The organism is Methylobacterium sp. 190mf (assembly GCF_900107945.1).
Classification (GTDB): Bacteria; Pseudomonadota; Alphaproteobacteria; order Rhizobiales; family Beijerinckiaceae; genus Methylobacterium.
The window spans coordinates 1-19,656 of record NZ_FNVI01000028.1; the positions used below are offsets into that span (position 1 = coordinate 1).

Annotated in this window: 18 protein-coding genes and 1 other RNA gene; 7 read left to right on the forward strand and 12 right to left on the reverse strand. The window is 73.8% G+C overall.

From position 1 onward, the window contains the following. On the forward strand, positions 1-319 hold a 319-nt coding region (locus C4T42_RS25885), incomplete at its 5' end, for a transposase (protein WP_146074034.1). A gap of 12 nt (positions 320-331) precedes the next feature. Here C4T42_RS25885 and C4T42_RS25890 read toward each other — a convergent pair. From C4T42_RS25890 to C4T42_RS25915, 6 genes are all read right to left on the reverse strand, one after another. Beyond that, positions 332-1,345: a peptidoglycan -binding protein gene (locus C4T42_RS25890; protein ID WP_042674920.1), complete on the reverse strand. Its 1,014-nt coding sequence runs from the start codon at positions 1,343-1,345 to the stop codon at positions 332-334. Next, positions 1,345-2,334, reverse strand: coding sequence for a MotA/TolQ/ExbB proton channel family protein (locus tag C4T42_RS25895; protein ID WP_020090687.1), 990 nt, complete (start codon positions 2,332-2,334; stop codon positions 1,345-1,347). Before C4T42_RS25895 ends, C4T42_RS25890 begins: the two co-directional genes overlap by 1 nt. Before the next feature lie 207 nt (positions 2,335-2,541). Then, entirely contained in the window at positions 2,542-3,360 is an 819-nt protein-coding gene (locus C4T42_RS25900; protein WP_103986113.1) for a TIGR00282 family metallophosphoesterase, read from the reverse strand. A 3-nt stretch (positions 3,361-3,363) separates the two neighbouring features. Beyond that, on the reverse strand, positions 3,364-3,981 hold the full coding sequence (locus tag C4T42_RS25905; RefSeq protein ID WP_103986114.1) for a 5-formyltetrahydrofolate cyclo-ligase: 618 nt from the start codon (positions 3,979-3,981) through the stop codon (positions 3,364-3,366). Next, positions 3,971-4,127, reverse strand: a non-coding RNA gene (ssrS, locus tag C4T42_RS25910) — 6S RNA. The genes C4T42_RS25905 and ssrS overlap by 11 nt, the downstream gene beginning before the upstream one ends. 69 nt (positions 4,128-4,196) lie before the next feature. Beyond that, the gene (locus tag C4T42_RS25915; protein ID WP_020090689.1) at positions 4,197-4,451 is read right to left on the reverse strand and encodes a hypothetical protein; all 255 of its coding nucleotides are present in this window, start codon (positions 4,449-4,451) and stop codon (positions 4,197-4,199) included. 434 nt (positions 4,452-4,885) lie between these two features. On the opposite strand from C4T42_RS25915, the gene C4T42_RS25920 reads away from it, so the two are divergent. Together C4T42_RS25920 and C4T42_RS25925 are read left to right on the forward strand one after the other, a co-directional pair. Further along, positions 4,886-6,991: an exopolysaccharide transport family protein gene (locus C4T42_RS25920; protein WP_103986115.1), complete on the forward strand. Its 2,106-nt coding sequence runs from the start codon at positions 4,886-4,888 to the stop codon at positions 6,989-6,991. Then, entirely contained in the window at positions 6,988-8,286 is a 1,299-nt protein-coding gene (locus C4T42_RS25925; protein WP_103986116.1) for a VpsF family polysaccharide biosynthesis protein, read from the forward strand. Before C4T42_RS25920 ends, C4T42_RS25925 begins: the two co-directional genes overlap by 4 nt. 34 nt (positions 8,287-8,320) lie before the next feature. Here the strand turns inward: C4T42_RS25925 and C4T42_RS25930 are convergent, their stop codons facing one another. Together C4T42_RS25930 and C4T42_RS25935 are read right to left on the reverse strand one after the other, a co-directional pair. Next, a complete protein-coding gene (locus C4T42_RS25930) occupies positions 8,321-9,565 on the reverse strand; it encodes a cellulase family glycosylhydrolase (RefSeq protein WP_103986117.1) in 1,245 nt (414 codons plus the stop codon). Further along, the gene (locus tag C4T42_RS25935; protein ID WP_103986118.1) at positions 9,559-10,743 is read right to left on the reverse strand and encodes a DUF1972 domain-containing protein; all 1,185 of its coding nucleotides are present in this window, start codon (positions 10,741-10,743) and stop codon (positions 9,559-9,561) included. The genes C4T42_RS25930 and C4T42_RS25935 overlap by 7 nt, the downstream gene beginning before the upstream one ends. Before the next feature lie 106 nt (positions 10,744-10,849). On the opposite strand from C4T42_RS25935, the gene C4T42_RS25940 reads away from it, so the two are divergent. After that, positions 10,850-12,109, forward strand: coding sequence for a glycosyltransferase family 4 protein (locus tag C4T42_RS25940; protein ID WP_103986119.1), 1,260 nt, complete (start codon positions 10,850-10,852; stop codon positions 12,107-12,109). Positions 12,110-12,468: 359 nt separating this feature from the next. After that, positions 12,469-13,467, forward strand: coding sequence for a GNAT family N-acetyltransferase (locus C4T42_RS25945; RefSeq protein ID WP_020090695.1), 999 nt, complete (start codon positions 12,469-12,471; stop codon positions 13,465-13,467). A gap of 12 nt (positions 13,468-13,479) precedes the next feature. Here C4T42_RS25945 and C4T42_RS25950 read toward each other — a convergent pair whose 3' ends face one another. Beyond that, positions 13,480-14,817, reverse strand: coding sequence for a hypothetical protein (locus C4T42_RS25950; protein ID WP_244603281.1), 1,338 nt, complete (start codon positions 14,815-14,817; stop codon positions 13,480-13,482). Positions 14,818-14,949: 132 nt separating this feature from the next. Continuing rightward, positions 14,950-16,092, reverse strand: a complete 1,143-nt coding sequence (locus tag C4T42_RS25955) for an aminotransferase class V-fold PLP-dependent enzyme (RefSeq protein ID WP_103986120.1) — start codon at positions 16,090-16,092, stop codon at positions 14,950-14,952. Between C4T42_RS25955 and C4T42_RS25960 the strand changes: the two genes are divergently transcribed. Together C4T42_RS25960 and C4T42_RS25965 are read left to right on the forward strand one after the other, a co-directional pair. After that, a complete protein-coding gene (locus C4T42_RS25960) occupies positions 16,091-16,372 on the forward strand; it encodes a hypothetical protein (protein ID WP_103986121.1) in 282 nt (93 codons plus the stop codon). The two genes, C4T42_RS25955 and C4T42_RS25960, sit on opposite strands and share 2 nt — an antisense overlap. A gap of 66 nt (positions 16,373-16,438) precedes the next feature. Continuing rightward, complete coding sequence (locus C4T42_RS25965) at positions 16,439-17,311, forward strand: 4-(cytidine 5'-diphospho)-2-C-methyl-D-erythritol kinase (RefSeq protein WP_103986122.1); 873 nt, start codon at positions 16,439-16,441, stop codon at positions 17,309-17,311. 19 nt (positions 17,312-17,330) lie between these two features. On the opposite strand, the gene C4T42_RS25970 is transcribed toward C4T42_RS25965, so the two are convergent. Beyond that, complete coding sequence (locus C4T42_RS25970; protein ID WP_103986123.1) at positions 17,331-17,810, reverse strand: hypothetical protein; 480 nt, start codon at positions 17,808-17,810, stop codon at positions 17,331-17,333. Then, on the reverse strand, positions 17,807-19,624 hold the full coding sequence (locus C4T42_RS25975; protein ID WP_103986124.1) for a chloride channel protein: 1,818 nt from the start codon (positions 19,622-19,624) through the stop codon (positions 17,807-17,809). Before C4T42_RS25975 ends, C4T42_RS25970 begins: the two co-directional genes overlap by 4 nt. Positions 19,625-19,656: the final 32 nt, after the last annotated feature.

Below are 19,656 nucleotides of genomic sequence, written 5' to 3' on the forward strand. Positions count from 1 at the left end.
CCAAGTCTACGTCGATCAGGTCCTGGTGCCCGAACTCGCACCCGGGGACATCGTGATCATGGACAATCTCGGCAGCCACAAAGGCCCGGCCGTGCGCGCGGCGATCGAGGCGGCGGGCGCGCGGCTCCTGTTCCTCCCGCCCTACTCGCCGGACTTCAATCCGATCGAGATGGCGTTCTCGAAGTTGAAGGCGGGGCTGCGCAAGGCCGCGGCGCGCACGCGCGAAGGGCTCTGGACCACAATCGGGCGGCTCGTCGATGCCGTTACGCCCGACGAGGCCGCAAACTTCTTCGTCGCGGCAGGATACGACCCCGATTAAACCGAAACCGCTCTAGCGCTCGGTGAGCTTCATCTCGATCCGGCGGTTGCGGGCGTAGGCTTCCTCGGTCGCCCCGGCTTCCAGGGGCTGGAACTCGCCGAAGGCGCCCGCCAGGAGGTGCTGCGGCGGGATCCCCTTGCCGGCGAGGAACTGCACCACCGCGATGGCGCGCGCCGCCGAGAGCGACCAGTTCGACGGGAACTGCGACGTGCTGATCGGGCGCGCGTCGGTGTGTCCGTCGACGCGCAGCACCCAGGGCAGATCCGCCGGGATCTGCTTGGCGAGCTCCGAGACCGCGCCGGCGATGCGGTCGAGCTCCGGCCCGGCCTCGGGCTTGAGGGTCGCGGAGCCGGCCGGGAACAGCACCTCGGATTGCAGCACGAAGCGGTCGCCGACCACGCGGATGTCGGGCCGGTTGCCGAGGATCTGCCGCAGGCGGCCGAAGAAGTCGGACCGGTAGCGGGCCAACTCCTGGACCTTCTGCGCGAGGGCGACGTTCAGCCGGCTGCCCAGCTCGGCGATCCGGGCCTGGGATTCCTTGTCGCGGCTCTCGGAGGCCGCGAGGGCGTCCTCCAGGGCGGCGAGCTGGCGGCGCATGGCGCTGATCTGCTCGTTGAGCAGGTCGATCTGGGACTGCGCCCGCCGGGTCGCGCCGCGCTCGGTCTCCAGCTGCATGTCGAGGGTGCCCGCCGCGCCCTGGCTGACCGTCGCGGCCTCGGCCTGCACCTTGGCCCGGTCGCGCTCGGCCTCGACGCCGGCGAGCGTCATGCGAAGATTGCGGGCCTCCTCTTCCTGGTTGCGGCGGTTCGTCCGCTCCAGGGCGAGGAGGTCGGTGAGATCGGCGATCTGGCGGTTGAGCCTGGCCAGGGTCTCGTCCCGTCCGGTCAGCTCCTGCGACAGGAAGAACTGCCCGACCACGAAGACCGTGAGCAGGAAGACCACCGACAGCAGCAGCGTGGCCAGCGCGTCGACGTAGCCGGGCCAGACGTTGAGCGTCCGCCGGGTCCGGGTCGCCGTGGAGGCCACTAGACGCGCTCCCGGCCCAGCCGGTCCAGCACCTGCTTCAGCTCGCGCTCGCGGCTCGCCTGCGCCTCGACCCAGTCGCGGATCATCTGCTGCTCCGCGCGCATGTGCTGGACGAGCCCCTGGATGCCCTCGGCGAGGTTGGTCATCGCCTGGGTCGCCGCGCGGCTGCCGCCACCCTCGGCCACCAGGGCGCTCAGGCGGTCGACCGCCTCCTTCAGCTCCTGCGTGCCGGCGGCCGGCCGCGCCGCGGTCGCCGCCGCCGCGACCGGCGCCGTCTCCGGAGCTGCCGCGCCGGACATCAACCAGTCCTGCAACTCGTTGTGGAACCGGGCATGGGCCTGGCCCGCCTGCAGTTCCAGGAAGCCGGTGATCAGCGACGAGGCGAGGCCGAACAGCGAGGCCGAGAAGGCCAGACCGATGCCGGAGAGCGGCACCGCGAGGCCCGATTTCAGCTCGTCGAACATCACGCCGGCATCGCCGCCGCCGCGCATGCCCTTGATGACGCCGCCGACCGCCGACAGCGTGTCGATGAGGCCCCAGAACGTGCCGAGCAGGCCGAGCAGGATCAGGATGCCGGAGATGTAGCGCAGGATCTCGCGGCCCTCGTCGAGGCGCACCGCGATCGTGTCGAGGTAGCCGGTCGTCCCCGGCAGGGTGGCTCCGCCGGCCCGCGCGGCGATCATCGGCGCCATCGGCGCCAGCAGGGCGGGCGGCTTCTTCACCTGCGCGCCGCCCGCGACGGCGTTGACGTAGGCGGTCTCGCGGAACAGCCGGACGACCTGCCCGAAGGCGATCAGGACGGCGATCAGCAGCACACCGAGGATGAGCCCGTTGAGCCCGGGATTGGCCAGGAAGGCCGGTGTGATCTGCCGGAACAGAATGAAGGCCAGGAAGCCTACAAGGATCAGGAAGATGACCATCCGCCCGAGATAGATCCCGGGCTGTGCCAGCGGCCCATTCTTGTCGTCGCCGGTTTCTCGGGCGGCCATCGATCGTTCTAGCCTGATCTCACCACGCGGCAGCCGGCCATCGGCGCCCCTCGGGGGGCACTGTGGGGGTAGGCCCGCACGCGATCAAGTCTCGGGAAGGTCATCGCGGAGCTATGCCCAGGCCGATCGAGACCAGTCCCGCACAAAAGGCTTAGCGGCCTGCGACCGCCTTACGCCAAACCGGCATCCACCGGGCCGGACAGGGCGCTAATCCCAGAACTGCGGCGCGGTCTCCTCGAGATTCGGCCCCAGGCGGAGGGCCGCGACCCGCGTGGCGAGGCCGCGCGCGTCCGTCTCCACCGCGATGCCGCACAGGGTGCCCTCGCCGACGGCGACCTCCCAGCGGGAGCCGGGCGTCTTCTGGATCATGCGGCGGATCGGCTCGTCCTTCTGCATGCCGATCACCGAATCGTAATCGCCGCACATGCCCGCATCCGACATGTAGGCCGTGCCGCCGGGCAGGATCCGGTGATCCGCCGTGGGCGTGTGCGTGTGCGTCCCGACGACGAGGCTCGCCCGGCCGTCGAGGTAGTGGCCGAAGGCCTGCTTCTCGCTCGTCGCCTCGGCGTGGACGTCGACGATCACCGCGTCCGCCGCCGCGCCGAGGGGGCAGGCGGTGAGCTCGCGCTCCACCGCCGCGAAGGGGTCGTCCATCGCGTCGAGGAAGACCCGGCCCATCACGTTGACCACGAGGACGCGGGCGCCGCCCTGGGTCTCCACGACCGTGGCGCCGCGGCCCGGGGTGCCGGGCGGATAGTTCGCCGGCCGCACCAGGCGCGGCTGGCGGGCGATGAACACCATCGCCTCGCGCTGGTCGAAACTGTGGTTGCCGAGGGTGACCGCGTCGGCGCCCGCCTGGATCAACTCGTCGCAGATCGTCTCGGAGATGCCGAAGCCGCCGGCCGCGTTCTCGCCGTTGACCACCACGCAGTCGAGGCGCCAGCGCTCCCGGAGCCGCGGCAGGTGCTCGCACACCACGGTGCGGCCCGAACGCCCGACGACGTCGCCGAGGAAGAGCAGGCGCATGGGTCAGGCGGTCCTGTCGCAGCGGATCACGCCGGCTTCGGTGATCACGTACTGGAGGGGGCGGTCGTGCGGCTCGGCCGGCACCCGCTCCACCTCCTGGGCGGCGAAGCCGATGCCGACGGTCAGGACGGGGTTCGTCCGGGACAGGCGCGCGATCGCACCGTCGTAGTAGCCGCGGCCGTACCCGATGCGCTGCCCGGTCCGGTCGAAGGCCGCGAGCGGCACGATCAGCGCGTCGGGCTCCACCGGCGGCAGCGACGGGTCGGGCTCGCTGAGGCCGAACCGGCCGGCGACGAGGGCGTCGCCGGCGCGCCATTCCCGGAACACCAGGCCGTCCGGCGTGACGTGCGGCAGGGCCACGGCCTGCCCGCGGGCGCGCAGGCCCTCGGCGGCGGGCCGGGGATCGACCTCGCTGCGGATCGGCCAGAAGGCGCCCACGAGACGGGCCTGGGCGAGCTCGGGCAGCGCGAGGAGCGCGGTCCCGATCGCCGTCGAGGCCGCCTGCCGGGCCGCGGGATCGAGGGCGTCGCGGGCGGCGAGGGCCGCGGCGCGGAGTTCCGCCTTGCGGGCGGCGTCCGGAGCCTCGGTGCCGGTTCTGGGAGAGGTCGGGTGCGGAGCCACGTGAGCCGTTGGAGGATCGATCCCGGGAAACCTACAGCGTAGGTGGGCGCCGTGTTGGCCAAGTCCAGGGACGAGGCCAGGGACAGCTCCCGAGGGAGTCGATAAGGCCCCGGGGATAGTGCTCCTGACGAACTCTGCAGCCCCGCTCCCATCATGTAGCGGTCCCGGCGCGTTCCCGCCAGGGCCGGGCACCGCAAAATCCGCGGGCCGATCCGTCAGGCCGGCCCGCCCGGCCCGTCCTTCGTCCCGGCGGCCCGCGCCCGGGCCACCGCCAGGATCGCGTTGCGGCCCTCCTGGTCGGCGATCGACTGCCACAGGCCGATCAGCTCGCTGAGCTCGGCCAGCGGGCGCGGCGCCGGCGCCCCGAAGAACGCGGCGAGCGGGACGCCGGTCGCGGCCGCGATCCGACGCAGGCGGGCGCTGGCGTCGCGCCGGCCGCCGCCCCGGTCCTCGACGCCGATCGCTTCCATGGCAGAGCACCTGAATCAGAGTACAGATCGCAGCTTGAAGCGATTGTTGCGTCTTGGAAGAGCCAATACAATTTATCCGATCGGGGAATAGAGCAGCCCGAAGGCGTTATCCACGCCGATGTCTGAACGCATGGGTCTGGGTCGGCGGGCGCTGCGGCAGCGCGGCGTGCGGGACATCCGATCGCGCCCTCGGCGGCCCGCCGCGATGCGACGCCGCGTCCGCGCTGCCGACACGCTGCAGCAACACCGGGACCGCGATGAACGAGGCGGGCGCGGGAGCGCGCCGCGCGGATTTGATTTACCACGCTCCCAGTCATCCGGGCCGCTCGGGCGCGGATCGCGGTCCCGATCCATTGTCAGGAGGCTGCGCGACTCTTGCAGTGGGGAAGGCACCCGCGAGGGACCGACCAGGTTTGAGACGACGGTGACCGATCGTGGCACAGATCGACCATAACATCGCTGTCGCGACGTGGCTCACCCCCGTGCAGCCGGCCCATCCCGAGCGTCCGGGCCCGAACCGCCCCGACACCACCGCCGAGCTGGGCGACCTGTGGCGGATCCTGTGGCGGCGCAAGCGGCTGGTCCTCGGGACGGCGCTGCTCCTCGGCCTGCTCGCCCTCGCCTACGCGCTGATCACGCCCTCCCTCTACACCGCCACGGCGCAGATCCTGATCGATCCCCGCGACCGCCAGGTCGTCTCGAACGACGTCAACCCCGCCGGGCTGTCGCCGGACGGCGGCATCGCGCAGGTCGAGAGCCAGGTGAAGGTGATCGAGTCGGACGCCGTGCTGGGCCGGGCGGTCGATCAGGTCGGGCTCGCGACCGCGCCGGGCTTCGGCGCGCCGCAGGACGGCGTCGTCACGCGGGTCCTCGGCGAGCTCCGCGCGCTGGTGGCCGGGCCGAGGGCGGAGCGGCCGGTCGACGCCCGCGGCCGGGCGCTGGACCAGCTGCGGCGGCGGCTCGCGGTCAAGCGCGCCGACAAGGTCTTCGTCATCGATCTCGTGGTCACCACGACGGATCCCGACCTCTCGGCGCGGATCGTCAACGCCATCGCGAGCGCCTACCTGACGGACCAGACCGACGCCCGCTCGGACGCCGCCAAGCGCGCCGCGGGCGAGCTGCGCGGCCGCCTCGACGAGCTGCGCAACGCGGTCAACGTCGCCGACAAGAAGCTCGAGGATTACAAGGCGCGCAACGGCCTGATCGCGTCGAGCGGCCGGCTCGTGAACGAGCAGCAGCTCACCGACCTGAACGCGCGGCTGGTCGCCGCGCGTGCGCGGACCGCCGACGCCAGGGCGCGGCTCCAGGGGATCCGGGAGGCGCGCGGGCAGGCGATCGGGTCCGGAGCGATGCCGGAGGCGGTCCAGTCCTCGGTGATCGAGCGCCTGCGCGGGCAGTACGCGGAGCTCGCCGCCAAGGAGGCGGACCTGCGCACCAATCTCGGCGAGCGCCACCCGTTCATCGCCGCGGTGCGCGCCCAGATGCAGGACGTCCGCCGGCTGATCGACGCCGAGCTGAACCGCATCGCGGGCGCCGCGGAGACCGAGGCCCAGCGCGCCCAGGCCAACGAGCGGACCCTCGCGGCGGAGCTGGAGCGCCTGCAGCGGCAGTCGGCAGTGAACGCCCAGTCGTCGGTGCAGCAGCGCGAGCTCGAGCGCGAGGTCGACGCTGCGCGCTCGGTCTACAACGCCTTCCTGGTGCGCGCCCGGGAGATCAAGGAGCAGACCAGCATCGACAGCTCGAACGCCCGGATCATCACCGCGGCGCGACCGCCGCAGGATCCGAGCTGGCCGCCGCGGCTGATCCTGGTCGCCGCCGCCCTCGCGGGCGGCCTCGGCCTCGGCGCCGGCCTCGCGCTGACGCGGGAATATCTGGCGCCGACCGTGCTCTCACCGCGGCAGCTGGAGCGGCTGTCGAACGCCCCGGTGGTGGCCGTGCTGCCCGGCCTGCGGCCGCGGGGCGCGAGCGCGAGCGCCGCGAGCCTCACCCTCGACCACCTGGCCGCGACCTCCGGCGCGAGCGGCCACGCGCTGGCGCTGCTCGTCACCTCGGGCGAATCCGACGAGGCCGAGCGCCAGGCGGTGATCGGGCTGCTCGCCGCGGTCGCCGTCGCGCGCGGTGACCGCGTCCTGCGCGTCGACGCCGACCTGCGGGCGGACGGCTCCGGCACCGGCGGCCTCCTCGACGTGCTCCGCGGCGAGCAGAGCCTCAACGCCGTGACCCGGACGGACCCGGCCTCCGGCGCCCGCCGGGTCGGGCTCGGCGACACCGAGAAGCCCCTGCGCGATGCCCTGACCCCCGCCAATGTCGAGCGCTTCATCGCGGGCGTGAAGGGACGCTTCGACCTCGTGCTCGTCGACGGCGGCGTGCTGACCGAGAACCTGCGGCTCGGTCCCCTGGCGGCGGCCGCCGACCGGCTGCTCCTCGTCGCCTGCAACGGCGCGACGCGCCAGCGCGACCTGATCGACCTCGTCGACACGTCGGAGGCGCTGGGCCGGCCGATCTCCGGCTCCCTGCTCCTGACCCGGCGCAAGGCGTGAGGACCCTCCGGCAGACCGGCTTCGCGCGCCGCCACGATCCGGCGGCGCGCACGGGCCCGGTTTTGCGCGCCCTGCTGCGGGCGGAATCGGTGGCCCTGTCGGTCTGGGCCCTGCTCCTCGTCGGGGTCTCGGGCGGCCTCCTGTGGGTGCTCGGCCTCAATTACGAGGGGATCACCGGCTCGGCCGCCTCGAAGATCCACCCCGCCACCTACCTGGCGGTCGTCCTGATCGGCTGGACCCTGATGCGCGCGGGCAATCCGGTGATCCCGGTGGCCGGGGCGCTGAACCGGCGGCCGGCCAGCGTGCTCCTGGCCGCCTGCGGCGTGCTGCTCCTCGCGCTGATCGCGGCCCGGGGCGGCGCGGGCCTCGCCGGCTCCATCGACACCTTCGTGCTCGCCGGCCTCGCCCCGATCCTCCTGATGGACAGGGACGCCGAAACGCTCGGGCGGCTGGAGACGATCTTCCACCTCGTGATGCTCGCCAACGCCCTGCTCGGCCTGTTCGAGCTCGCGAGCGGCCAGCGCTTCTTCCCCTACCGGTTCGACGGCGTGGCGTTCGAGTCCGACACCCGCTCGGCGGCCCTCCAGGGCCACCCGCTGGCCAACGCGACCATGACGGCGTGCTACATCCTGGCGCTGGCCAAGGGCGGCGGCCGCCTGGCGCCGATGCCGCGCGCCGCCATGATCGTCCTCCAGCTCGTCGCCCTGGTCACGTTCGGGGGCCGCTCGGCCACCGTCACGACGCTGATCCTCGGCGGCGCTGTCGGGCTCGTGTCCCTGAACCGCACCCTGCGCACCGGCCGCGTCCCGCTGGCGGCGGCGGCCTGCGCGTGCTTCGCCCTGACGCTGCTGCCCGTGCTGGTCGCGGTCCTCGCCTCGGCCGGGTTCTTCGACACCCTGCTGGACCGGTTCGTCTCGGACGGCGGCAGCGCGCAGGCCCGGGTCGACATGCTCACGGTGTTCGACGCGATCCCGTTCCGGCAGCTCCTGCTCGCCCCCGACTTCCTGCAGGTGAACACGCTGCGCCGGATCTACGGCCTGGAATGGGGCATCGAGAACTCGATCATCTCGGCCGTGCTCTACCACGGCATCCTGGTCACGGGGGTGCTGGTGATCGCGGTGGGGCTCTACCTCGCGGAGATCGCGCGGGATTGCCGGCGCGGCGTCTGGCTCCCGATCCTGGCCTTCGTGATCCTCGTGAACACGTTTGAGGGACTCGCCGGCAAGACGACCCTGCTCGCCAAGTTCGCCCTGATGCTGATCGTCCTGTTCCCGCCCCTTCCGCGCCGCGGCTGAGAGGGCCCGAGCCGCGGATCGGTCGGGGACCGCCTCAGGGCCGGGCCCGCAGCCCGAGCGCCGCGATCAGGGCGGGATCGGCGACGTGCGCGTCGTCCATGAGGCCGAGGCCGTCGAACAGGTTCCAGAACGACCACGCGAACCCGTTCGCCTCCGCCGCCAGCCGGACGTCCCGGATGTAGGCGGCCCGGTCCGGCGCCCGGGACGCCGTGAAACGGGCGTCGGTGCGCAGGGCGCCGAACTCGCCCATCAGCACCTGCCCGCGCGGGATCCCGTAGAGGTCCGCCCAGGTCGCGACCGGCGCCATCGCGTCGGCGATGTAGGCCGGGCCGGGCGCGGCCTCGAAATACGCGTGCAGTTTCGCCTCGATCACCGCGCGGTCGCGCGCCTTCTCGGCCTGCGGCACCGTGCGGTCCGTCTCCATGCGCGCCCGCACCGCCGCGAGGGTCTCGCGCAGCGTGCCGCGGCTCCCGGGCCAGGGCACGGCGGTGAGCCAGCGGTAGAACGGCTCCTCGGTGAGCCAGGTCGCCCCCTGGTGCGAGAACAGGTACGGCTCGTAGAAATGGAAGGTGTAGAGGAGCGGCGCGAACCGCGCGAGCGCGGCCGGATCCAGAGCCGTCAGGCCGGCGACGAGGCTGCCGCAGGAGCCGGTCGCCACCAGGGTGAGCGCCGGCGCGGCCGCGCGGGCCGCGGCCAGGAGCCCGTCCTGCACCCGGTTCCAGGCGCCGGCGCCGCAGGCCTGCGGCGGCTCGTTCACCGGCTCCAGGGCCACGCGGTCCGTGCCCTTCCGTGCGCACAGGCGCGCGAGGTCTCCGACGAGGTCGCGATAGGCCGCGAAGAGCGGCGCCCGGTCCGAGCCGTAGAACGCGTCGGGCGTGTAGTGGTGGGTCGCGGCGTTCGCCTGGACATTGACCAGGACGCGCAGCCCGGCCGCCAGCGCCGCGTCGACGGCCTCCGACAAAATGCCGAGGAGTTCGGCGCGCCGCGGCCCCGTGAAGGCCACGAACGGCCCGGGATCGAGGGGCAGGCGCACGAAGTCGAAGCCGAACCCGGCGATCCGGGCGAGGTCGTCGCGGGTCGGCACCGGCCGGCCGGCCTGGAAGGGCGGCCACGCGTAGTCGGTCCGCGGGGGCGGGTACTCGGTGGTCAGCGAGAACCAGGGCCAGAGGGCGATGCCCCGGCGCAGGGCGACCGGCGCGGGACTACCCTGGACGGGCCGGACACCCGCACCCGCCGCGAGGGCGCCGGCGAGCACCGACCGCCGGCTGGGGCCTACCATCTCGGACCGGCCGGAGCGGCGACGGGCTCGGCCGCGGTGGCGCGCGCCGCGCGGTCCGGGGCCGGCGGGTAGCCGCCGACACGGCGCAGCGCATCTTCGTACGAGGCCAGCACGGCATCCCAGCGGAACTGCTCGGCGCGCGCCCGCGCCGCCGCGCGGGCCGCCGCGACCGCGGCCCCGTCGGAGAGCACACGCTCGATCGCCGCGGCACAGCTGTCCGGATCCGAGAAGTAGAACTGACCGTCGCCAGCCGTGCCCCGGTTGAACGGATTGTCGTGGGCGACCACGGCGTTGCCCGCCCAGAGCGCCTCGACCAGCGACGGGTTGGTGCCGCCGACGGTGTGGCCGTGGAGGTAGGCCCGCGCGTGGACCCGCAGGGCCTGGACCTGCTCGGGCTCGTAGATGGCCCCGGGGAACAGCACCTCCGGCGAGGCGGCCGCCTCCACGGCGCGATGGTACGGGTTGCCGACCCGCAGCGTGCCGAGCACCACCAGCCGCACGCCGCGGGCACGGCGCGAGAAGGCCTCGACGAGCGTCAGGATGTTGTTGTCCGGCTCGATGCGGGCGATCGAGACGAGGTAGCGGTCGGGCTCGAGGCCGAGGGGCGGCGGCCCGACATCGGCCGCCGGGGGATCGCCGCCGTACGGGATGGTCGCGATGGCGCCGCGCGGCCTGCGACGGGCGAGGTGGTCGGCGATGACGGGATGGTCGGCCACCAGCCGCTGCGAGGACCACGCGGCGATCCACTCGCTGACGTAGAAGAAGGCGCGCACGGGCAGCGACCATTTCGGACGGCGCCACTCGATCCCGTCCATGTTGGTCAGGATACGCCCGCCCCGCGCCCGCAGGTAGGGCAGGAACGCGGCGCCGTTGTAGCCGAGCACGAGGCAGACGCCGCCGCGGGTCGCGGCGTCGTGGGCGCAGATGGCGTCGAAGGCGAGCGTCGCGACGGGACCGCGCAGGCCGATCTCCACGGTGATCAGCTCGACGCCGTTCCAGGTGCTGCACGCGATGCGCTCCCGCACCGTCTCGACATCCCTCTGGCAGTACACGCCGACCTGCCAGCCGCGTTCGACCAAGTAGAGCGCGAGACGTTCCGCGAAAGTCTCGAAACCACCGTGGGCGGCCGGGATACCGCGCGTGCCGAGAATAAGTAGTTTCGGTGCGCGGTCAGGCATGAAACTTCCTTTCCAATGTGTCGGCCCTATTGTAGATCCGAAGGATACAATCCCGACGACCGGCTTCTACAACTGCTAGTTGTTTATTCAATACAGAAATCATCTTATGGTAGATAATTTCGGACTGAGGGCGGCGCGCGACAGCGATCGTGCTGCCGCCCCCGCGCTGCGGGCCGTCGCCAACGCCGCGGCGGAGCTTCGGATCACGTGCGTCCACCAGGGATTCGAGCTGTACGGCTCGGATCGCTGCTTCATCGAGACCGTCCGCACGATCCGGGCCGCCCATCCGGGTGCGCGGATCGACGTGGTGCTGCCGCGACGCGGGCCGATCGTGGCCGCGCTGGAGCCCTTCGCCAGCGAGATCGTGATCGCCCCGCTCTGGATCCTGCGACGCAAGAACCTGGCGCGCCTCGTAACCCTGGGTCTGATGGCTCTGCCCATCGCGATGATCCGTGCGTGGCGCCGCATCCGCGCGAGCGACCTCGTCTACATCAACACCACCGTGGTGGCCGACTACCTGCTGGCCGCCCGGCTGGTCCCCGGCCGGAGCATCGTCCACGTCCACGAGATCCCCGAAGGCGCCGTGCTGAAGGTCCTGCGCGGGCTGATCCGCTGGAGCGGCGCCAACGTGGTGTTCAACTCGCGCGCCACAGAGCGGGCCTACGCCCTGCCCCGCGGGGCGATTGCCCGGGTCGTCTACAACGGGATCGCGGGTCCCGCCGAGCCGAATCGGAGCGCCTACGACGACTCCCGCCCGCTCCGCGTGCTGATGCTCGGCCGGATCAGCCGGATCAAGGGCCAGGACGTCCTCGTGGAGGCGCTGGCCTCCCTGCCGGAGCCCGTGCGTCGGCGGATCGCGCTGCGCATCGTCGGCAGCGCCTTCGAGGACGAGGCCCGCGAGCGGGCCCTGGTCGGGCGGATCGCCGAGGCGGGGCTCGCCGCGCAGGTCACGCTCGAGCCGTTCGTGGCCGATCCCGCCGCCCTCTACCGCTGGGCCGACGTGGTCACGATGCCGTCGCAGCGGCCCGAATCCCTCGGCCGCGTGGCAATCGAGGCGATGTCCTACGGCGTGCCGCCGCTCGTCACGGCGATCGGTGGCCTGCCCGAGGTGGTGGAGGACGGGAAGACCGGCTGGATCGTCCCGCCGGGCGGCCCGGAGCCGATCGCCGCCGTGCTGGCGGATCTGGTCGCCGACCCGGCGCGCTGGCGCGACTTCGGCCGGGCGGCCCGGGCGCGCTACCTGAGCCTGTTCTCGGAGGCCTCGGCGGCGGAGGGCATCGAGGCCATGGTCCGGACGACGCTGCGCCGCCCGACGGCGACGGATCCGTCCCGCGCCGCGGACGCGCCGGCGCGACCGGCCGCCTAGGATCCCCGCGCGTCCCCGCAGGACCGGCGTCGGTCCGGAACAGGCGTCCGCCCTGAGCGCGGGCGCCCTCGGGGTTACCGGGACGACCTCCTGCTCGCCCGCGGTCCGTGGCCAAGCGCCGCGGCCGGCCCTGCTGCCGGCGCCGCGCAACGACCGGCCCGGGCTCGTCCCCTCACCGGCCCCGGCCGCCCGGGTACCGGAGCCCCGCTCGCGACGCAGCGGAAACCGACCCGCGCGGCCACCGTCACCCTGTGGACGATCGGCCGCGCGAGGATGCATTGCGGTGGCGCCTGACCGATGAGGCGTGCGGCGCGGGAAACCCTGCCCGGCCGGGACGGGGCGCGAGGACGAGGAGCGACATGGCGGCCAAGCTCGCGGTTCAGGAGACCGCGGATGCCCTGGACTGGGACCGGCGGGTCTGGGCCTGCCCGGGCGCCAACATCTATTGCGGCAGCCCCTGGGGCACCTACAAGGCGCGGCGCGGCCTGGAGGTGCGGCGGGCGGTCGTGTCCGGCGACGGCGCGGACCTCGCCTTCGTCCAGTGGCAGACGCGCCGGAAGGGGCCGGCGCGGTTCATCCACGTCCAGGGCGGCCCGCTGCTGACCGCCGCGGGCGCGCACCGCGCGGAGGCGGTGTTCGCCGCGTTCATCGACCACCTCGCGCTCGGCCGGCTCGACGTCCTCGCCGTCGACTACGAGCAGTTCGAGACCCGCGACGCGACGCTGGCGCTGCTGATGCACGGCTTCGCCCCGGTGATCGGCGCGCCCGACCACACCCTCGAGCTCGACCTGACCCAGGATCTCGACGCCATCCAGGCCGGCATGGAGCCGCGCTGGCGCAAGGCCCTGCGCAAGGCCGAGCGGAACGCCGAGGTGACGACGCATTTCCTCGAGGACAGGGCCGAGCGCCTCGAAGCCTTCGACGACTTCACCGCGATGTTCGCGGCCCTGCGCGAGCGCAAGGGCTTCGCCACGACGCTGCAGCCGCAGGCCTACCGCGACATCGCGGCCGAGGACGAGCACCTGCTGTTCCTCGACGTCCGCGAGAACGGACGGCGCGTCCTCGTGCGGATCGCGCACCTGTCGGACAGCCGCTGCACGGATTTCTACACGGCCTCGAACGAGCGGGCCCGCGCGACGGGCGCCGCGACCCTCGCGGTCTGGCGCTTCGTGGAGCGAGCGAAGGAAGAGGGCTGCCGGGTCTTCGATTTCGGCGGCATCGATCCGGCGGCGAACCGGCCCGTCTTCGAGTTCAAGCGCGGCCTGTGCACCGACGTGGTCCAGCACAATCCGCTCTGGGTCTACAGCCGGACGCCGGCGCTGCGGAGACTGGCGCCGGCCCTGCTCGCGCTGCGCTGAGCGGCGGGCCCGTCACGGGGCACCGAGGGGCCGCGCCGGCCCCGGGCGCCGCGCCAGGGTCCGGAAGGCCGAGACCGACCAGACCAGCGTCGCAACCTCGGAGGCCAGCAGGCCGGCGAGCGCGGTGGCGGGCGGCAGCAGCAGCAGCGCCGGCACCATCACGGCCATCCCGAGGGCGGCGCTCGCCACCGCGCCCGCCGTGATGGTCCGGAACGCCGCCGAGGCCTCGAGATAGGCCCGCGGGATCGCGTAGAGCAGCGACACGGTCACCACCGCCCAGACACCGAGCCCGATCCAGCCCATCGGCTGCGCGGCGAACCGGCCCTTGAACAGGATGTCCTCGACCAGCGGCAAGGCGGCCGCCATCACCGCCCCGTAGGCGAGACAGGTGCTGCCGAGCAGGATTCCGTTGCGGACGACGAGCCGGCGGGCGGCGTCGACCTGCCCGGCCGCGAGCAACCGGCTGATCTCGGGCAGGATCATGTTCAGCAGCGCGCTCGCGGGGATGCGCAGCGGCGCGTAGAGCACGATCGTGGCGGCGATCGGCGCGTAGGCGGCGGGCCCGGCCAGGAGCGCCAGCAGCAGGGTCAGCCCCTGACCCTGGACCGTCAGGCTGGTGACGCCGGCGAGCGACCACGCGAGGGTCCGCCAGATGGCCCGGTAGCGGGCGCGCGCCCGCGCGTGCAGCGAGAAGCGGATCCGCTCGCGCAGCGCCGCGTAGGCCACCGCGATCGCGACCGCGTGCGCGAGCGCGATCGCCGCGAAGGCCCGATCGAGAAGGGCTGTGCCCTCCCCGTTCAGCCAGCGCGCGACGAGGAGACCGCCGCAGAGTGCGTAGACCAGGTCGCTCAGGCCGGCGATCCGGGGCCGGCCGCGGGCGAGGAGCACGATCCGCAGGTAGCTGCGGAAGGCGTAGAGGCCCACGAAGGCCCCGGCCGCGAGTGCGCCGAGGCCGATCACCGGGATCAGCACGAGGCCGACGGCGGCCGCCATGAGGCCGGAGACCAGCACCGCGCCCGAGCCGAACATCACGTCGTAGCCGAGCGCCGCCGGACGCCCCAGGCTCCGGGCGACGTGGATCGTCGCCGGGACCGCCACCAGGGCCCGGATGTAGGTGATGCCGACCGCTCCGACCGCGAAGACGATGGCGAACAGGCCGTAATCGTGCGCGCCGAGCGCGCGCACCAGCAGGATGTTGAGGAGGAAGTGGAACAGGCTCTGGGTCAGCTCGCCCGACAGGATCACGGCGAACCGCCCCGAGAGGACGGCACGCATCGGTCCGGGCAGGCGGAGGCGGCCGGCGCCCGGGAGCCGGAGCCGATCACCGGGACGCGGCATCGAATCGGTCATGTGGGGGTGGACGGTCTCCGTGTGGGCGCGCGGGCCGGGCGCCGGCGCCGGGAAGCGGTCGGCGGCACGCAATCGTCTCGCGACTCTCTCCCGGCCCGGCGCTCATGCCGGAGCGTCCGTTTCCGGACCGTCTCAGGTGATCCCCCGGAAGGCCCCGGACAGTGCGGCAAGGCAGCGCGCGAGATCGTCCTCGTCCGCCCAGACGTGCGGGCTGATGCGCAGCGCGCCGGAGCGCTCGCTCACGTAGACCCGGTCCCGCTGCAGGCGATCGACGAGGCCCGTCGGCAGACCCGCGGGCGGCCGCAGACCGAGGATGTGCGGCGCCCGCAGGGAAGCCGGCAACGGCGCCAGGCCGAGCCCGGCGGCCCCGTCCGCCAAGCGGTCCGTCAGCCCGCGCAGCCGGGCAGCGACGGCGGGCACGCCCCATTCGGCGATCTGCTCCAGCCCGGTCACGGCCATGAACAGCGCGACCGGATCGTTGAGCTCGCCCCGGTCGTAGCGGCGGGCACCGGCGGCCGGCGGGCGGTTCCCGATATGCTCCTCGATGGCCGCCCCGTCCTGCCGGTGCGGCGCTGCGTACAGGAAGGCGAGACCGTACGGTCCGAGAGCCCACTTGTAGGTCGGGAAGGCCAGGAAGTCCGGGCGCCACCGGGCGACGTCGACCGGCACGGCGCCCACGGCCTGCGTGGCGTCGATCACCAGGGCCGCGCCGGCGGCGTGGACCGCGGGAGCGAGCCGGTCGAGGTCGATCAGGCTGCCGTCGGTCCAGTGCAGCGGGGTCAGGGTGGCGAGGGCGAGCGGCGGGGCGCCCGGCCGGTCGATCGCGGCCGCGACCGCCGCGGTCCAGCCGCCGTCCGGGGGGCGCGGCACCTCCTCCACCACCAGACCTTGCCGGTCGGCCAGCCGATCGAAGGCGAAGCGCAGGGACGGAAACTCGTCGGCCACGCGGAGCAGGCGCCCGCCCGGCCTCAGGGTCAGGTTGCGGGCGGCCACCGCCATGGCGTGGCTGACCGCGCCGACGATCGCGATCTCGTCCGCGCCGGCGCCGATCAGCCGGGCGGCCGCAGCGCGCGCCCGCTCGGCCCAGGGCGGGACCGCCGTGCGGGGATGGTCCCAGGGACGGCTCTTGACCAGGATCCCCGCCTCGCCCGCCGCGCGCACGGCCCGCGGCAGCGGCGACCAGGCGGCGGCGTCGAGGTAGCTGACGTCGGCGGGCATCTCGAAGAGATGGCGCTGGCACGGGAGCGCCGCGGCGACGGATTCGGTGAACGCCATGATGCGCGACAGCCTAGAGGGTCGGATCCGCCGGCACCACGGCCCGGACTCCATCGCGCGGCGCCCAGGCCGCAGGCCGGCGCGTCGCGGTCCGCGCGGATCGGCGGCGGCGTGCCCCCTGGCGGACCACCGCATCCTGGGGCTCCAACGCTCCGGCGCCCTGTCGAGCCTCGCGGGACGCGACGGGCTGGTCGACCTCGCCGAGGATCTGACCGTGATCCGCCCGAACGACGCCCGGCCCGACCGGCCGCACCGGGTGTTCGGCGGGGGCGGCAGCTGAGCTGTTGTTCCGGGCCGCGAGCCTGTAGAGCCTCGGGACACATCGCCACGACCCGACCGAGACTCCGTGACCCTGCTCGCCGATCGCGCCCCCGCCAAGGTCAACCTGACGCTCCACGTCCTCGGCCGCCGCGTCGGTGACGGCTACCACGTGCTCGAGAGCCTCGTCGCCTTCGCGGGCACGGCCGACCGCCTGACGCTGGATCCCGCGGCACCGCTCAGCCTGACCGTCAGCGGCCCCACCGCCGACCCCGCCGGCCCGACGGACGACAACCTCGTCCTCCGGGCCGCCCGGGGGCTCGCCGCGCGGGTGCCGAACCTGCGCGTGGGCGCCTTCCACTTGGTGAAGCGCCTGCCGGTCGCGGCGGGGATCGGCGGCGGCTCCTCCGACGCCGCCGCGGCCCTGCGCCTGCTGGCGCGCCTCAACGGGCTGCCCCTCGACCACGAGGCCGTCGGCGCGGTGGCGCGGGAGACCGGCGCCGACGTGCCGGTCTGCCTCGACCCGCGGGCCCGGATGATGCGCGGCGCGGGCGAGGCGATCGGGCCGGTCCTCGGCCTCGCACCGCTGCCCGCGGTGCTGATCAATCCCGGCGTTCCGGTGCCCACCGCCCCGGTCTTCAAGGCGCTGGACCTGAGCGTCGGCCAGGATCTCGCGGGCGCGCCGCACCCGACGATCCCGCGGGCCATGGCGAGCGACCCGCTGCTCCGGGCCCTGGCCGGGGCCCGCAACGATCTGGAGGCGCCGGCCCTGACCGTGGCGCCGGTGATCGGCGACGCGCTGGCGGCCCTCCGCGCCCAGGGCTGCCGCCTCGCGCGGATGTCGGGCTCCGGCGCGACCGTTTTCGCGCTGTTCGCCGACCGGCGCGCGGCCGTCCGGGCCGCCGCCGCCCTGCGCGCCGCCCATCCGGGATGGTGGGTGGCGCCGACCTTCCTGCGCTGACCCGGCCCGCGGGCGGCGTTCAGCCGGGCTCCGCCTCGTACACCGTCACGACGCCGCGGCCCTCGGGCACCATCACGCGCCAGCCGCGTGCCCGCGGCAGGTCGCCGGGATCGATCGCGCTGGCCCGACCGGTCCCGACATCGAAGGTCGCGAGTCGGCCGTCCGAGATGCGTCCGCGCAGATACGCCCGGCCGTCGCCGAGGTGGAGCGCGGCCGGAGCGGCGGTGACGCCGTAGGCGACGTCCGCGAGGGCGCCGCTCGGCGCCAGGACGGCCCCCGGCAGCGCCAGCACGTCGGCCTCGGGAGCGATCTCGGACGCGACCCGCAGGTGGCCATCGACCGCGTGACGGCGGTTCAGCAGCAGGGCCTCCCGACGTCCCTCACGCTGCACGACGAGGGCGAGATCCGGCCCGTCCCGGCCGGCGATCAGGTAGACGCTGCCCGGCGCGAGCCGATCGAGGCGGGTGGTCCGGCCGGGACGGTGCAGGTCCAGGGTCATGCTTCCATCCGCGCGCGCCGCTCACCCCGCCCCTTCCGGTAGAACGCGCGACGCTCGGCTTCGGCCCGAACTACGGTGGCGCGCACCTGGAGCAGGTCCTTTCGGGTCAGGAGCCCGACGAGGCCGCCGGTGCGCGGATCGGTGACCGGCAGGCGCCCCTGCCCGGCCGACAGCATCACGTCGAGGGCGTGCGAGACCACGTCGCCCGGATGGACGACGGCGAGATCGGCGTCCGAGACGCGCTCGCCGAGGGTGCCCGCCTCGTCCCCGCCGTCGCGCTCCTCCAGGGTCCAGCGCAGGGCGTCGCTGCGCGAGACGAGGCCCACGGGCCGGCCCGCGCCGTCGACCACCGGATAGGCGTGGTGGGCACCGGTCTCGATCGCCGCGAGGGCGTCGGCCAGGGGCAGGTCCGCGTCGAGGGTCTCGACCGTGCGGGTCATCACCGCCTCGACCCGGGCGAGTTCGTAGGGATCGATCCCGTATTCCCGGGTCACGTGCTGCCCGCGCCGGGCGATCTTCTCGGTCAGGATCGAGCGCTTGAGGAGGAGCACGGTCACCGCGTAGGCCGCCATGGTGGCGGCGAGCAGCGGCGCCAGGGCGGCGACGTCGCCGGTCACCTCGACGGCGAAGACGACGCCGGTCAGCGGCGCCGGCAGGGTGCCGCCAAGCATCGCCGCCATGCCGATGAGCGCCCAGAAGCCGTGGGCGCCCGGCAAGAGGAGGCCGATCAGCCAGCCGACGGCGCCGCCGAGGATCAGCAGCGGCGCGAGCACGCCTCCGGACGTGCCCGACGACAGGGCGGCGAGCCAGATCACCGCCTTCACCACGAGGATCAGCACGACGGCGCTCGCCAGCATGTGGCCGGATAGCAGGTCGTGGATGACGTCGTAGCCGACGCCGAGCGCCCGGGGCTCCACGAGGCCGCCCAGCCCGACCACGACGGCGCCGAGGGCGGGCCACCACATCCAGTGGAGGGGAAGCCGCCCGAAACCGTCCTCCAGCGCGTAGAGCGCCCGGGTCAGCGCCCCCGACATCAGGCCGCAGGCGACCCCGAGCAGCGCGCAGGCGGGCAGCCCCCACCAGGGCAGGGCCGGATTGTCGGCGAAGGGGAAGAGCGGGCCGGCGCCGAACAGGGCCGGCCGCCAGCAGGCCGCGGTGACCGCCCCGACGGTCACCGGGACGAGGCTGCGCGGCCGCCACTCGAACAGCAGGACCTCCACGGCGAGCAGCACGGCCGCCACGGGCGTCCCGAAGATGGCGGTCATGCCGGCCGCCGCGCCCGCCACCAGCAGGGTCTTCCGCTCGGCGGCGCTGAGATGGAAAAACTGGGCGAAGAGCGAGCCGACCGCGCCGCCCGTCACGATGATCGGCCCCTCGGCGCCGAACGGGCCGCCGGTGCCGATCGCCACCGCCGAGGAGAGCGGCTTGAGCACGGCGACCTTGGGCGACATCCGGCTGCTGCCGATCAGGATCGCCTCCATCGCCTCCGGGATCCCGTGGCCGCGGATCTTCTCCGAGCCGTAGCGCGCCATGGCGCCGACGATCAGCGCCCCGATCACCGGGATCGCCACCATCCAGGGCCCTGGCGCCGCGCCTGCCAGGGAGGTCAGGTCGGCGTCGAGCCGGCCGTACCAAGCGAGGTTGGTCACGAGGCCGATCAGCGTGAGCAGGATCCAGGCGGTGCCGCTGGCGGCGGTCCCGGTGACGACCGCCATGCCGGCCAGCGTCAGGACCCGCCGGTCCGCGCTGAAATCTCCCAGCGCCCGCCGCGACGGCCTGCCGTCCCCGCTCCCGCTCCCAGTCCCGCCGATCATCAGGGCCTCCTTTCGTCGCGGCGGCACTTATG